The following is a 13721-nucleotide window of genomic DNA, read 5'->3' on the forward strand; positions in this document are numbered from 1 at the left end:
GGCCATGCACCACGTCCGCATTCAACTCGTCATTGACGAGCATAATCGACGATGCACCATGTATTAGACCACCGCTAGAATGTAAATAGTGGTAAGCCGTTGCTGTCCATCTATTACTTCCCACTGGTCCCCCCTGCGTTTCACCAGCACCGGCTGTAGGCAATAGAACGTGTTAGGGGGGGCTGACTCTTTGAAATGCAATAAGTCTTCCAGCAGTTCGATGACCTGCGTCTTGGTCCAGCGGTACCCCCGCTGGTATTGTGGCACCAAAAAATTAAGGTCTATCAGGTCGACTATGCCCTTCAAACCAATGGTATTCTCCGCCGCTTGCGCCGGTGTACTCATGTGATAGTGGAAAAAATAGTGTCAATGGTGCAGTTTAGTAATTCACGAGCACCTGACCAAGAGAGGCACACGTCTCGACAAAACTATTCCTAAGTATCTCGGATAACTATGACAAGAAAGCCAGCTCCTTATTAGAAGCTGGCTCTTCGTTTAAGAGTTAGAAAATTCTATGCTGTTTAACCGTCCACCACTATCGACCTTCCGGACTGTAACGTGTCGGTTTCCACTGGCTGGGATGGAGTAAAGGGTGTACCGGCCACTGCCTCGCCAAACAGCCGGTCGGCAGGCAACGCTTGACCACCGTTCCCGTCCGGAATCTGGTTGAACAGTACGACCTCTTCGCCAGGTGTGCTTTGCCCGAGCATACCGGTAAGCTGCGCCGGCATCACGAGCTGCTGCAGGTCGTGCACCAGTGCAGGTCGTGCACCAGCAGCGTCTGCGTGCTCACGTCCACGTTGTAGAGTTGGTTCAGCGCGTTCATCTGCGCGGCCGCACTGCCGGCCAGTGTGAGGGCGTCGGCCAGCAGCTGCGCGTAGCGCCGGGCTTTCTTATCGGCCGATGCCCGCTGGCTGATGGCGCGCTTCATGCGCCGCTTGTATTGGGTTTGATACGCCGATAGGCGCATAAGAAAAGTTGGTTAGAGGGTGGAAAAACAAAGCGGCCGGCCGTTGCCAGCCGGCCGCTTCTACTAGGTTGCAGCGCGCTTATGCCACGTACTCAATGGCCAGCGGGTTGGTGCCGTTGTTATTGAGCGGGTAAAACTTGCCGTTCACTTGCTGGTAGAAGTTGATGCCGACTACCCCCACCCCCAGGGAAGCCGCGGCCGGCGCGGCCGGGAACGTGGCCACCACTTGCTGGTTGGCCAGCGGAGCGGAGTTGATCGGCAGCACACCCAGCGGAACCGCCACAGGAGCCCCCTTGAAAGTAAAGGCTTCCATGTCCAGCTCGGCGGCGGCAAACACCACCTCGAAGTGCGTTGCGCCCTGCGGAGATGCAATGTCGCTGACGGGAATAAGCGCCGGGATGCTCAGCGTCACGTCGGCGCCGTTGCCCGTCACCTCGAAGGGGAAGTACATCGTCTGGCCGATGCCGGCCGCACCGTTGAAGTTGAAGCCCAGCAGCGGGGCGGAGTTGGCCGCGTCGAACACGCGCTGGCCTCGGTCGTTGGTGTCGTCCAGCGCAATGACCTCACGCATCACCTTAGTGAGAGGGGCCGCCACCTGACTGTCGCTGGCCGCCGAAATGGCCACGCGCAGCGCGTCGCGCAGCAGCTTGCTGTACCTGGCCGCCAGGCCGAACTCGTTGGCGTTTTCGCGGGTGCGCTCCATGCTGGCCTTGTTGGCGAAAGCCGCTTTGTTGCTCGCCGGCTTTTGGGCCACCGAGCCGTCTTTGCGGAACACCAACCCGCCCACCGTGCCACGCAACCCCAGAATTCCGGTTTGTTGTGCCATTGTAGAAAAAGGGTTTGGGTGAAAAAAAGTTGCTGACCGGAACCGCGTAGCAGGTTTATCGGCACCGGTGTAAATCAAAGTTGTGCAACTATTTTTGCTGATATTCGCTAGTTGCCCCATTTAACCCCTCTTACACCACTACAACGCCATGCCACGTATCTGCCTCTATCCCAAAGACGTGGCCACGCTCACCGGCCGCAGCTACGACGCGGCCAAGCGCCTGCTGCGCCGCGCCCGCCAGGCCGCCGGAAAACCCCAGGGCGCCTTGGTAACCGTGCAGGACTTCTGCGCCTACACCGGCCTCGACGTTGCCGAGGTCAGCACCGCCCTGAATACGTAAGCATACACTGAGGTCGGCGCCCGGCTCGAAGCCAGGACAAAGCCACCACGAAGGCACCACGAGCCAAGGTAGCAACCAAATGAAACAGCCCGCCGAGGACTGATCCGCAGCGGGCTGTGTTGGGTATAACGCTGCTGTATCAGGCAGCTGCCAGAACCGAGCAGACAGCCCCGTCCGGTGCGTCTTGACTGCTCTGGTTGGCCGGCCCATCCCAGGCGGCCCGCATGGCTTGGTGCTGTAGCTCTTCTACTACCTGGGCATACTTCATCGTGTTCTGAATCTTAGCATGGCCCATTACCCGTTGCAGTACCGCCACGGGCATGCCGCGCAGCAGGCTTTGCACGGCAAACGTGTGCCGGGCGGTGTGCATGGTTACCAGCTCGTGCAGCGGCACTGCTTCTTTCTCCACCTTGCCGCCGGCCGTGCTAACCACTTCCACCAATCGGGTCAGGCCCGCCAGCTGCGTTATCTTCTTCAGGTAACGGTTCATCGGCTGGTTGGCCAGCACCGGCAGCAGCTTGGCACCCTCCCCCGAGCGTTCCGCCGCCGCGTACCGATCCAGGATTTCCGCTGCCAATCGGCTCAGGTAGATGCTCAACGTCGCCCGCGTCTTGGTTTGCACCAGCCGTAGTACCCGGTCCCCGTCGCCGTTAGCCCCCAGGGCATGCAGGTTGCCACCATGCAGCGCCGATACGTCCGAGTAGCGCAGGCCCGTATAGCAGCAAAACAAAAACACGTCCCGCGTCGGCTCCAGGGTCTTGGGCAGCTTTACCGCGGCAAGAGCAGCCAGGTCGGCCCCAGTCAGGTAAGTTTTGGCTTGATCGGCATAACGCACTTCCACGCGCTTCAGCTCCAGCCCCAGCTTTTGCTTCCGCTCGTCCTGGGCGTGCCGCAGAAAGGTTTTCACGTCTTTCAGCACCGTGTAAATCCCATTGGCACTCAATCCGCACGTGGTGCGCAGGTACTTCACAAATTCGTCGTGAACGGCGCCGTCATAATCCGCCACGCTGACTTTCTTGCGCTTCCCTGAAGCCAGAAATGCGGCCAAGTGGTTGCGGGCCGTGCCGTAATGCCGCAGCGTGTTGAGGGCGTAGCCCCGCCCGCGCAGCACCTCAATAAACGCTGTCATGGCCTCGGCCATGCCTTGCTCCGGCTTCGCCGCGGCCGGGTTAATTACGTCGCGCAGCAGCGCCAGGGTAGGAGGGATGCCCGCCGTGCGCAGGTCCCGGTAGCGCTTCTGTACCCGCTCGGCAATAGCGTCGAGCACGTTGTTGGCTTCTTCAGCCCCTGTTTTTCCTTTCCGGAACCGCTGCTTGTCAGCGTTCCATTCTTTGGGCAAGCACTTTTCGCGGGTGAAACAACGCAGGCGCAGCCCCTCAAACGTGGCATCGATGAACACCGGGACCAGCCCGTTTTTGTCGGCTTTGTCTTCCCGCAGGACGAATTTGATGGTCATTTTTGGTGACAGATTTGGTGACACAAATGCGGCCGCAAATGGTTGTAAATCCAAAAAGTCCCGGACGCAAAAAGGCCCTAAAAACTGCTTTTGCGTATTGCTAAGCAGGTTTTAGGGCCTTCCGTCAGTAATTCTTAGTACCCAGAGCCGGGGTCGAACCGGCACACCTTGCGGTATTGGTGTTTGAGACCAACGCGTCTACCGATTCCGCCATCTGGGCAAGAGGAACAACGCGGACCGTTGTTCAGGATCGGGTGGCAAACTTAGCCAGACTTTCGCGGATGCGCAACAGGTAGCGCCGTTTCAGGTAGTAGGTGCGCACTTGCAGCAGGGCGGCCGGGCGTTGCTCTGCGGGCAGGGCGGCGTAGCCTTCGAGCACCGGGCGGGCTTCGGCTTCCAGCTCATTCTCAAGCCGCTCCACTTCGGTTTGCACCTGGGCGGCCACGGTCGGATCGGGCTCAAACTCCAGCTCCATCAGTTGCTCGTTCAGCTCCATCACCTCCATCAAAAAATCGGCGGGCAGCTCCTGTTTGCCTTCTTCCAGCAGGTCGTGGCGCTGCAGCACGTACTGCAGGCGCAGGTCGAAGTGGCTAAGGGTGCGGTAGGCGTTGGTGTTCAGCGTCGATAGCTCCAGCACGCGGCGCTGCTCCTCGGGCGCGGCCGTAGCGTGGAAATCGGGGTGGTACTGCCGGCTCAGGGCGTAGTATTTGGCCTTGAGGGCTTTTTCGTCGGGCAGAAAGCTCTCGGGCAGGTCGTAGAAGGCGAAGTAATCGGGCTGCATGCGGGGAAGCGCGGCGCAAACGGGCCGCGAAAGGTAAAACAGCATCAACGGGAAAAGCTCCCGGACGGCCGAAGCCGGCGGCCGGCGGCGCTGCGGGCTACAGCACCGAATCGGGCGGGGAGAGTGGGGCCGGGGCGGCCGGCAGCTGGGCCGTAGCGGCCGTTACCGGGTTCACCGAAAACGCCAGCGGGGGCGCTGCAAACAGCTTTTTGGTGGCCGGCCACACCTCGCCAAACAGCGCGGAGCGGCGGTATGCGTCGAGGTCGGCAGCGGAGTCCCAGTGGCTGTGGGTGCAGAACACGTGCGGCTGCTCGGCGTCCTGCCACAGCTCCATGTGCCGACAGCCCGGCTGCTGCCGAATCCGGTCCTCGGAGGCCCGGAACACGTCGAGAAACTCCGCCACGGCCTCGGGCCGGAACGTCATGCGCACGATTCTTATTAGCATAAGCTGGTGAAATGGTGAGGTGGTGAACTGGTGAGTTTGATGTTCGGGAGGCGCGGCATCGCGCATTTCGCGCAAATAGAACGACACTCACCAGTTCACTACCTCACCATTTCACCTATTCCTGGGGAAACCGCACGTCCACCTGTGAGTCGAAGTGCAGGCCGAGCAGCTCGGCGGCGTGGCCCTGGTTGACGCCGATGCAGAGCTGCTGCTGGCTGTTGTACACGCACACGGCGTCGCCGGGGTCGGCCATCTGGTAGTGGCGGGCCACGCCGCGCACCGCCTCGCGACCGAAGTGAATGGTGCAGGAGCGCCCGTGGCCCACCGCCTCGATGGCCTCGCGGGTGATGTTGGTGATGAGGTTGCCGTAGTGGTCGACGTGCACCACGTGGCCGGTGATGCGGTGGTCCTGCAGGCGCAGCTGGCGGTTGAGCAACTGGTAGAGCTCGGTGCTCAGCGGGCCAAGGTCGGTGAGCGGGCGGCCCAGGGCGAGGTGCGCGGCGGCGCTGGCCAGCACGTCGCGGGTGGGGGAGGCGGGCCACTCGGCGGGGGTAGGCAGCTGTACCAAATCGTCGGGGCGCGCGTCGGTGAGCAGGGTCAGGATGCCGTTGTCGGCCGCCACGAAGTGGTGCCCGCGCCAGCTGGCCGCGTGCCAGCCGCGGCGCCCCACGCCGTGGTCATCCACCCCGATCAGGTGCACCGTGCCTTCCGGAAAGTCGGCAAACACGGCCCCGAGCACGTGCACGGCCTGGGCCACGTTGAAGGGCTCGATGGCGTGGGTGATGTCCAGCACCGGCACGGCGGGGGCCAGGCGCAGCAGGCGCGCCTTCACCGCGGCCACGTAATGGTCGCGGTAGCCGAAGTCCGAGAGGAACGTAATCAGCGCCATTCGCCGTTTCTAAGAAGAATGCGTACTATTGTTTTACCCACCCGTGGGGCGGCAAAAGTAGGCATTCGGCCCGGACTGACCGCTTTTCGCTACGGGCTCTTTTCTTCCCACCACTGCGCCTTAGGCGTTTACTCTCCTAATTAGTTTGGTCGAAAAAGTCATCACGCTCGAGAATGTGTCGCTCATCGACTTCTTGGGGCCCGATAACCAGAATATCCGCCAGCTGGCCGCTGCCTTTCCCGGCAGCAAAATCATCTCGCGCGGCAACGAAATAAAAATCCAGGGCCAGACGGCCGTCATCCAGCGCATCAACGACATCCTTTCCTCGCTGATCGAGCACTACCACGAATACGGGCAGGTGACGGACAAAACCGTGGCCCAGTACGTGGGCGCTTCCGACGAGGAAATGCAGGATGCCCGCCTGGCTTCCTCGCCCGACGTGATTCTGTTCGGGGCCAAGGGCGGCGTCATCAAGGCCAAAACGGCCAACCAGCAGCGCCTCGTGGATGCCGTCAACAAGAACGACCTGGTGTTTGCCCTCGGGCCGGCCGGGACGGGCAAAACCTACATTTCGGTGGCCCTGGCCGTGCGCGCGCTCAAAAACAAGGAGGTCAAGAAAATCATCATTTCGCGCCCCGTGGTGGAAGCCGGTGAAAACCTCGGTTTCCTGCCCGGCGACATGAAGGAAAAAGTCGACCCCTACCTGCGCCCGATCTACGACGCGCTGGAGGACATGCTGCCGCCGGAGAAGTTCAAGTTCTATCTCGAAAACAAGACCATCGAAATAGCCCCGCTGGCCTATATGCGCGGCCGGACGCTGAACCACGCCTTCGTGCTGCTGGATGAGGCCCAGAACACCACGCCCTCGCAGCTGAAGATGTTTCTGACCCGCATGGGCCCGAACGCGAAGGTGATGGTGAACGGGGACCGGAGCCAGGTGGACTTGCCGACGAAAATCAAGTCGGGCCTGTTTCAGGCGCTGGATATCCTCCAGGACGTGCCCGGCATTGCCTTCGTGGAAATGTCGGCCGAGGACGTGGTGCGTCACCGCCTGGTGAAGCAAATCGTGCTGGCCTACGACAAGCATGACGCCGACCAGCAACGTGCCCAGGCCGAGCGGCCGGTGCGCCCGGCCCGCTACTACCAGCCCGGCCAGCGCCCCGCCGACCAGGCCGAGGACCTGCCCGCCGACGAGCTGCCCGTTAACCACGAGCAGAGCTAAATGGCGGCGTAGAGTCGGCTTGCCCGATTTCGTAAACGACTAACCAGGTGGTGCCACGGCTCAAAAGTCGTGGCACCATTACTTTCAAGCCGTCTTCCACTGCGCTACTGATGACCACCGCCCACCGAATTACCGCGCCTGCCGACCGCGAAGCCGCCTTTGCCATCCGCCACGAAGTCTTCGTGGAAGGCCAGGGCGTGCCGGCCGAAAAGGAGCATGACCAGCACGACCAAACCGACGCCCGGCACTACCTCGCCCGCACCGCCGACGGTACGCCCTGCGGCGCCGCCCGCTGGCGCGTGACTGAGAATGGCGTGAAGCTGGAGCGTTTCGCCGTGCTCGAAGGCTACCGCAACCATCAGGTGGGCGCCGCTTTGCTCCACGCCGTGCTGCGCGACGTGGCCGCCGAACACCCCGACGCCGAGGTGTACCTGCACGCGCAGTTGACGGCGGTGAATTTCTACCTGCGCCACGGCTTCGAAACGCTGGGGGAGCAGTTCACCGAAGCCGGCATCGAGCACTACAAAATGCGCTGGGTGCGGCCAAAATCGTAGCCCTCAACGCTTGGTGAAGTAACCTGGCGCTTGCCTGCGTACAAGAATTTTCCTAACTCGGTCCCTGCTGCTGCTGCGGTGATTACCGGGTTAGGATTTTTTGTTTCGATTCGTTGATGGCTATCCGTTCCACTACCATTCCGTGGGCTACCCATCCGGCCGTGCGCCTCGTGCTGGCGCTGATTGCCGGCATCATCATCTGGTTTTACCGGGCCAATGCGCTGCCGGAGCTGCTGCCCTGGCTGGCCGGCGCGGTGGTTCTATTTCTGGCCGCGCACCGGTGGGCCGTGCGCCGAAACGTGCCCAGCCTGAACGATGCCGTGGGTGTGCTGGGCTTGCTGGTGACGGTGCTGGCGGGCACCACCGTGGCTCAGCACGCCACCGAAAGCCGCCAGCCCGACCACCTCTACCAGCAGCCCGATATCGAGTTTTACCGCGCCGTGGTCGACGACGGGCCGGTGGTGCGCCCCAACACCTTTGCCAACACGCTGCGCGTGTCGGCCGTGCGGGTGGCGGGGCAGTGGCGGCCGGCGCGGGGCGGCATCCGCGTCTCGATTCCGCGCTACGAGGCCGAAGTGGCCGCCCCGCATTACGGCGACGTATGGCTGGTGCGCGGGGCCCCGGCCCCGGCCAAGGCCCCGCTCAACCCCGGCGAGTTCGATTACCGCCGCTACTTGGCCTACCACCAGATCTACCACCAGCAGTTCATTCACCCCGATCAGTACCGCATCATCGGGCAGGCGCCGCCCAGCTGGCTGCGCCTCTGGAGCATGCAGTGCGCCCGGCGGCTCGACGGCGTGTTCCGGCGCTATGTGACGGCCCCGCGCGAGTTTGCCATTGCCGACGCGCTGGTGCTGGGCCTGAAGGACGACGTGGACGCCGAAACCAAGCAGGCCTACGCCAGCACCGGCACCACCCACATCATGGCCGTGTCGGGCCTGCAGGTGGGCTTGCTGTTTGCGGTGTTGCAAATCGGGTTGCGCCGCTTCTTCGGCCACACCCGCGGCTTTCGGTACTGGTCGGCGGCGCTGGGGCTGCTGGTCATCTGGAGCTACGCCTTCCTGACGGGCCTGTCGGCTTCGGTGCTGCGGGCGGCGGTAATGTTCAGTTTCGTGGCCGTGGCCAAGGCTTCCGGCCGGCAGAGCAACATGTACAACACGCTCGCGGTGGCCGCTTTCTGCCTGCTGCTCTACGACCCTTATTTGCTGGTCGACGTGGGGTTTCAGCTGTCCTTTCTGGCCGTGCTCAGCATCGTGTACCTGCAGCCGCTGATCGGCGACAAAATCGACGCGCAGGAGTGGATGGCCAAGAAAAAGCGCCCCTGGCAGTCGAAGCGGCAGCAGAAACTCATGCTTGCCCTCGGCTGGTCGCTCGACGGGATCTGGCAGGCCATTGCCCTGTCGATAGCCGCGCAGGTGGCCACGTTTCCGTTGGGCTTGTTCTACTTCCACCAGTTTCCGCTCAACTTTCTGCTCTCGAACCTGATAGCCGTGCCGATTTCCTCGGTGGCGCTGTACGTAGGGCTGCTGCTGCAAGCCGTGGCGCTGCCGATGGAATGGCTGGCGGCCCAAACCGGCGCCGATTGGCTGCTCTGGGTGCCGAAGGGCATCGGCTGGGTGTTTCAGGGGCTGATCTGGTGCTTCAACGAATACATTATCCTGGTCGGCCGCTCCCTGCCCGGCGCCCTGGTGCAGGGCATTCACCTCACCCCCGCCCAAACCTGGCTGCTCTACCTGCTCATCGGTACCGGGCTGGCGTTTCTGGCGTGGCGGCGGCTGGTGTGGCTGGGCGCGGGGGTGGCGGTGGCCGTGGGCTTCGCCTACAGCCGCGTGGCCGAAGCCCGCGAAACTGCCCAAGACCAGCGCCTGATCATCTACAGCATCCCGCGCCGCTCGGCCGTGGGTCTGCACGACGGGGCCGCGGCCCTGGTGATGACGCCCGATTCCCTGCCGCTCAACAACACCGAGCAAACCTACCGCGTGCTGCCCGGCCTAATCGGGCGCGGCAACCGGGCGGTGCGCTACGTGGCCGGCTGGGACACCACGGCCGCCGCCGTGCGTGCCCTGCCCCGGCGCGGCCCGGTGCTGCTCAGTTGGCACGGCCGCCGCGTGGCCTGGGTGCACGGGCGGCTGTGGCAGGGCCAGCGCCCGGCGGCCGTCGACGTGGTGGTGCTGCGCCGCAACGCCCGGGTGTGGCCCGAGCAGCTGCGGGCCACCTTTGGCACCCGGCCGGTGTACGTGTTCGATTCCTCGTGCCGGCGCTGGTACGTGGAGCAGCTCACGCCCCAATTGCAGGCTGCGGGCCTGCGCGTGCACGACGTGACCATGCAGGGCGCCTGGGTGGAAGTCGTGCGGCCGGGGGCGGGCAACTAAAGCCCGATTGCGGCCGAGTATCTGGTGGGCGCCGCCGTCCAAATTCTTTGTTACTCCGTACATTCTCCCAAACCGACGCAATGCGGCCTTGACTTCTTTCATTGTCGCATCATTTTTGTTAGGTTTGACTCACGCCCTTTCCGGGCCACTGCCGCGCACCGGGCCGTTCGGGCTCCATTTCTCCGGTCGGGAGAACAACGCGCCGCCGGGCCCTCCACCACACCGACCACGCAACAACTCATGGAAGACATGGCTACCCAGGAGCTCGAAGCGTTGCAGTACATTCGCTATGAGGCCAATGACTCCATCGGCTTCATCACGCTCAACCGCCCCGAAAAACGCAACGCCCTTAGCTCGGAGCTCGTCTCGGAGCTGAAACTTGCCTTCGAATACGCCGAAAACGATGCGACCTGCAAGGTCATCGTGCTGCGTGCCGAGGGCCCGGCCTTCTGCGCCGGCGCCGATCTGGCCTACATCCAGGAGCTGCAGGGCTTCGGCTACAACGAGAACCTGGCCGACTCCACGCACCTGATGCAACTGTTTCACCAGATCTACACGCTCAAGAAAATCGTCATTGCCCAGGTGCAGGGCCACGCCCTCGCCGGCGGCTGCGGCCTGGCCACGCTCTGCGACTTCGCCTTCGCCGTGCCCGAAGCCAAATTCGGCTACACCGAGGTGAAAATTGGATTCCTGCCGGCCATCGTGAGCGTATTCCTGCTGCGCAAAATCGGGGAGGCCCGCACCAAGCAGCTGCTGCTCACCGGCGACGTATTCGGCGCCGACAAAGCCGTGGGCTACGGCCTCATCAACGAGGTGGTGCCCGCCGACGAGCTGGCCATGCACGTGTACCGCTTCGCCCGCCGCCTCTGCGTCGAAAACTCGGCCCAGAGCATGGAGGTGACCAAGGAAATGATTGCCCGCCTGCCCGAATTGCCCCTGGAGGAAGGCCTGCGCTACGCCGCCCGCCTCAACGCCGAAGCCCGCGGCTCGGACGACTGCCGCCGCGGCATCTCGGCTTTCCTGAATAAGGAGAAGATTACCTGGAACTAGCCTAGCAGTTGCTGGCTGCACCGGAGCACGGCGGCATCAGCGTCATTGCGAGCGAAGCGAAGCAATCGGTCCTGGCTAGTGTGCCGCCGCTGAAATGCCCACCGCCCGAAGCTGTCATTGCACAGTTTCGGGCGGTGTCGTTTCGGTCAGTAAGTACTGTAGCGGCGGTGCTATTAGAGGAAAGATTGCCGCGCTTCGCTCGCAATGACGGCCGGTAGTACCGTTAGCCTCTCACGGGCACTATATCCCGCTGGATGCCAAGTCAGTACCGCCGGCGGTGCTACTTTTTGCTGTTGAGCTGCGTATCTTCCGGTTTCGAACCGTTCATTTTGGCCGGGCGCAGCGGGGTTTGCAAACATCTGCGCGCATCGGCGGTTAGCCCCTCATGAATCTGCCTGCCGGTCTGGCCCTTACCGGGCTCACGTTTCTGGGAATGGAATTCGTGGCGTGGTTCATGCACCGCTTCGTGCTGCACGGCCCGCTGTGGTTTGTGCACCGCTCGCACCACGTGCGCCACCCGCACCGCTTCGAGCGCAACGACCTCTCGTTCGTGTTCTACGGGGCCATTTCGGTGCTGCTGATGGTGTACGGCGGCGCCAGCAAGGACTGGCGCTACTGGGTAGGGGCGGGCATTGCCGCCTACGGTACCGTGTATTTCCTGGTGCACGACGTGCTGATTCACCGCCGCCTGCGCTTCTGGAAACGCGCCGACAGTGCCTACCTGCGGGCCCTGAACATGGCCCACAAAATCCACCACAAGACCACCGCCCGCGACGGAAGCGAGGAATTCGGTTTGCTGTGGGTGTCGCCCCGCTTCTTCGCCCTGGCCCGCCGACAGGCTGCCAAGCGTGCCGCCGGAACCGCTTCCTCGCCTCGTAACACTTAGCCCACCTATTACCACCCGATTATCGTGGGACAGTTTTCGATCAAGGACCTGGAAAGCCTCTCGGGCATCAAGGCGCACACCATCCGGATGTGGGAGCAGCGCTACGGCGTGCTCTGCCCCGAGCGCACCGCCACCAACATCCGCACGTACTGCGACTCGGACCTGCGCCGCTTGCTCAACGTCGCTACGCTCTGCGAGCGGGGGCACCGCATCTCGCACGTGGCCAGCCTCTCAGAGCAGGAGCTGTGCCGCGCCGTGGCCGCCTGCTGCGACGACCCGCACCAGTTCAACCCCCAGATTACCGCCCTGCTCACCGCTACCCTCGACATGGACGAGCGGCGCCTGAGCTGCGTGCTGTCGCACGCGGCCGAGGAAATTGGCTTCGAGGCTACGGTGATGAACATCGTGTACCCTTTTCTATACAGAGTGGGGGTGCTTTGGCAAACGGGTAGCCTGAACCCGGCCCAGGAGCATCTGGCCACTCACCTGCTGCGCCAGAAGCTGCTGGCCGCCGCCGACGCGCTGCCCATCACGGAGCACGACGAGGCGCCGCGCTGGGTGCTGTTCTTGCCCGAAGGCGAGCTGCACGAGCTGGCGCTGCTGTTTATGAACTACCTGCTGCGGGTGCGCGGCTTCCGGGTGTTGTACCTGGGCCAAAACCTGCCCATCTGCGAGCTGGCCAAAGTGTGCCAACACTACCGGCCCCAGCACGTGGCCACGGTGCTCACCACGGTGCCCGAGCGCGACCAGTTGCCGCAGTTCCTCGGCAAGCTCGCCCACCTCTGCGCCGACATCGACTTCGTGCTCTACGGCCCGCTCGTTCACCAGCCTGACGTGGTGCTGCCGCCCGGCTTCCGGCGCGTGGAGCGCATAACCGACTTTATCGGGCTCGTAGACCAGCTGACGGCGGTGGAGCTGGCCGGTTAGTCGGCGTTTTGTTGCGTAGATATTTCGTGTGAATTCAGTGTAAATATCTTGCTTTCAGGTTGTTATTATAAGTTTACGGCCAAATAGGGCTCAAGAAACCACTCGTGGCGGTACTTTACGCATTCACCGGATAAATTAGCCCGTTTGCCGACTATATCGGGGTCTTGGCCGAAACCGGGCAAATAAAAGTGGGGGTGACCGTATGCTTAGGGAGTTCTTTCGTATGTTTGTTTAGCTTTTGGTCACCAAACGTTAAACAGGCTGTATGACTTCCCTGGAATTCACCGACCAAGTACAGAAGATTTCCTACTCACTCCGGCCCGCGGCCATGAACCTGACCCGCGACGCCGATGATGCCAAGGACTTGGTGCAGGAAACGCTGCTGAAGGCCCTCTTGAACAAAGAGAAGTTCAAGACCGGGACCAACCTCAAGGCGTGGCTCTACACCATAATGCGCAACACGTTTATCAACAACTACAACAAGATAACGAAGCGCAATAGCCACATTGACACCACCGAGTACTTCCAGTACTTCAATACCGACGAAAACTACATCACCCACAACGGCGCCCAGTCGGACTTCGTGGTGACGGACATCAACGAGGCCATTGCCCACCTCGGCCACGAGTACCGCACGCCGTTTATGATGTACTACATCGGCTACAAGTACCAGGAAATTGCGGAGAAGCTGCAAATTCCCATTGGTACCGTCAAGAACCGCATTCACATTGCCCGCAAGGAGCTGAAAGATGCCCTTAAGGTCTACGCACCCGGCGCGTAGGGGGAAGGAGTAACTACGCCGGGCGCGTTACGGGCCGCAAGCTGCAACCTCAAGGAGGCCGTGGCTTGCGGCCTTTTTCGTGGCCGCTACCCGGGCTGGCAAAGCAGACGGGTAGTATGGTATCAATCTTTGTTGGAGCTAATATTGGCCTCTGATGGCGTACTGAGAATCCTGTCAATGGCCAGCAAGGTGTTGGGTTAAGAAGATTTAATGGGAAATCCT

16 protein-coding genes and 1 tRNA gene are annotated in these 13721 nt (G+C 62.2%); 8 read left to right on the forward strand and 9 right to left on the reverse strand.

Annotated elements, in window-relative coordinates:
* Positions 1-63: 63 nt before the first annotated feature.
* From FDY95_RS25810 to FDY95_RS25820, 4 genes are all read right to left on the reverse strand, one after another.
* On the reverse strand, positions 64-345 hold the full coding sequence (locus FDY95_RS25810; RefSeq protein ID WP_138082624.1) for a DUF262 domain-containing protein: 282 nt from the start codon (positions 343-345) through the stop codon (positions 64-66).
* A 176-nt stretch (positions 346-521) separates the two neighbouring features.
* Entirely contained in the window at positions 522-755 is a 234-nt protein-coding gene (locus FDY95_RS26885) for a hypothetical protein (RefSeq protein WP_246074129.1), read from the reverse strand.
* The gene (locus FDY95_RS26890) at positions 731-970 is read right to left on the reverse strand and encodes a hypothetical protein (RefSeq protein ID WP_246074130.1); all 240 of its coding nucleotides are present in this window, start codon (positions 968-970) and stop codon (positions 731-733) included. The genes FDY95_RS26885 and FDY95_RS26890 overlap by 25 nt, the downstream gene beginning before the upstream one ends.
* A gap of 79 nt (positions 971-1049) precedes the next feature.
* Positions 1050-1796: a hypothetical protein gene (locus FDY95_RS25820; protein WP_138082626.1), complete on the reverse strand. Its 747-nt coding sequence runs from the start codon at positions 1794-1796 to the stop codon at positions 1050-1052.
* Between the two features lie 148 nt (positions 1797-1944).
* Here FDY95_RS25820 and FDY95_RS25825 point away from each other — a divergent pair, with 148 nt between their 5' ends.
* Positions 1945-2136: a hypothetical protein gene (locus tag FDY95_RS25825; RefSeq protein ID WP_138082628.1), complete on the forward strand. Its 192-nt coding sequence runs from the start codon at positions 1945-1947 to the stop codon at positions 2134-2136.
* 139 nt (positions 2137-2275) lie between these two features.
* Here FDY95_RS25825 and FDY95_RS25830 read toward each other — a convergent pair whose 3' ends face one another.
* The 5 genes from FDY95_RS25830 to FDY95_RS25850 all read right to left on the reverse strand — a co-directional run bounded on the left by FDY95_RS25830 (position 2276) and on the right by FDY95_RS25850 (position 5707).
* Positions 2276-3592: a site-specific integrase gene (locus FDY95_RS25830; protein WP_138082630.1), complete on the reverse strand. Its 1317-nt coding sequence runs from the start codon at positions 3590-3592 to the stop codon at positions 2276-2278.
* A 138-nt stretch (positions 3593-3730) separates the two neighbouring features.
* Positions 3731-3812, reverse strand: a tRNA-Leu gene (locus FDY95_RS25835).
* A gap of 24 nt (positions 3813-3836) precedes the next feature.
* Positions 3837-4373 (reverse strand): Fe-S protein assembly co-chaperone HscB, encoded by a 537-nt coding sequence (gene hscB, locus FDY95_RS25840; protein ID WP_138082632.1) that lies wholly within the window; start codon positions 4371-4373, stop codon positions 3837-3839.
* Between the two features lie 97 nt (positions 4374-4470).
* Complete coding sequence (locus FDY95_RS25845; protein ID WP_138082634.1) at positions 4471-4818, reverse strand: putative quinol monooxygenase; 348 nt, start codon at positions 4816-4818, stop codon at positions 4471-4473.
* 115 nt (positions 4819-4933) lie between these two features.
* Positions 4934-5707 (reverse strand): SAM hydrolase/SAM-dependent halogenase family protein, encoded by a 774-nt coding sequence (locus FDY95_RS25850; RefSeq protein WP_138082636.1) that lies wholly within the window; start codon positions 5705-5707, stop codon positions 4934-4936.
* 145 nt (positions 5708-5852) lie between these two features.
* On the opposite strand from FDY95_RS25850, the gene FDY95_RS25855 reads away from it, so the two are divergent.
* The 7 genes from FDY95_RS25855 to FDY95_RS25885 all read left to right on the forward strand — a co-directional run bounded on the left by FDY95_RS25855 (position 5853) and on the right by FDY95_RS25885 (position 13499).
* On the forward strand, positions 5853-6929 hold the full coding sequence (locus FDY95_RS25855) for a PhoH family protein (protein ID WP_138082638.1): 1077 nt from the start codon (positions 5853-5855) through the stop codon (positions 6927-6929).
* 110 nt (positions 6930-7039) lie between these two features.
* Positions 7040-7483 carry a GNAT family N-acetyltransferase gene (locus tag FDY95_RS25860; protein WP_138082640.1) on the forward strand — a complete coding sequence of 148 codons (444 nt, stop codon included), beginning with the start codon at positions 7040-7042 and terminating at the stop codon, positions 7481-7483.
* A gap of 116 nt (positions 7484-7599) precedes the next feature.
* Entirely contained in the window at positions 7600-9855 is a 2256-nt protein-coding gene (locus FDY95_RS25865; RefSeq protein ID WP_138082642.1) for a ComEC/Rec2 family competence protein, read from the forward strand.
* 240 nt (positions 9856-10095) lie between these two features.
* Complete coding sequence (locus FDY95_RS25870) at positions 10096-10905, forward strand: enoyl-CoA hydratase/isomerase family protein (RefSeq protein ID WP_138082644.1); 810 nt, start codon at positions 10096-10098, stop codon at positions 10903-10905.
* A gap of 385 nt (positions 10906-11290) precedes the next feature.
* On the forward strand, positions 11291-11791 hold the full coding sequence (locus FDY95_RS25875; protein WP_138082646.1) for a sterol desaturase family protein: 501 nt from the start codon (positions 11291-11293) through the stop codon (positions 11789-11791).
* 24 nt (positions 11792-11815) lie between these two features.
* On the forward strand, positions 11816-12718 hold the full coding sequence (locus tag FDY95_RS25880; protein ID WP_138082648.1) for a MerR family transcriptional regulator: 903 nt from the start codon (positions 11816-11818) through the stop codon (positions 12716-12718).
* Positions 12719-12983: 265 nt separating this feature from the next.
* The gene (locus FDY95_RS25885; protein WP_111478994.1) at positions 12984-13499 is read left to right on the forward strand and encodes an RNA polymerase sigma factor; all 516 of its coding nucleotides are present in this window, start codon (positions 12984-12986) and stop codon (positions 13497-13499) included.
* Positions 13500-13721: the final 222 nt, after the last annotated feature.

Source organism: Hymenobacter jeollabukensis (genome assembly GCF_005771675.1).
GTDB classification, from domain to species: Bacteria; Bacteroidota; Bacteroidia; order Cytophagales; family Hymenobacteraceae; genus Solirubrum; species Solirubrum jeollabukense.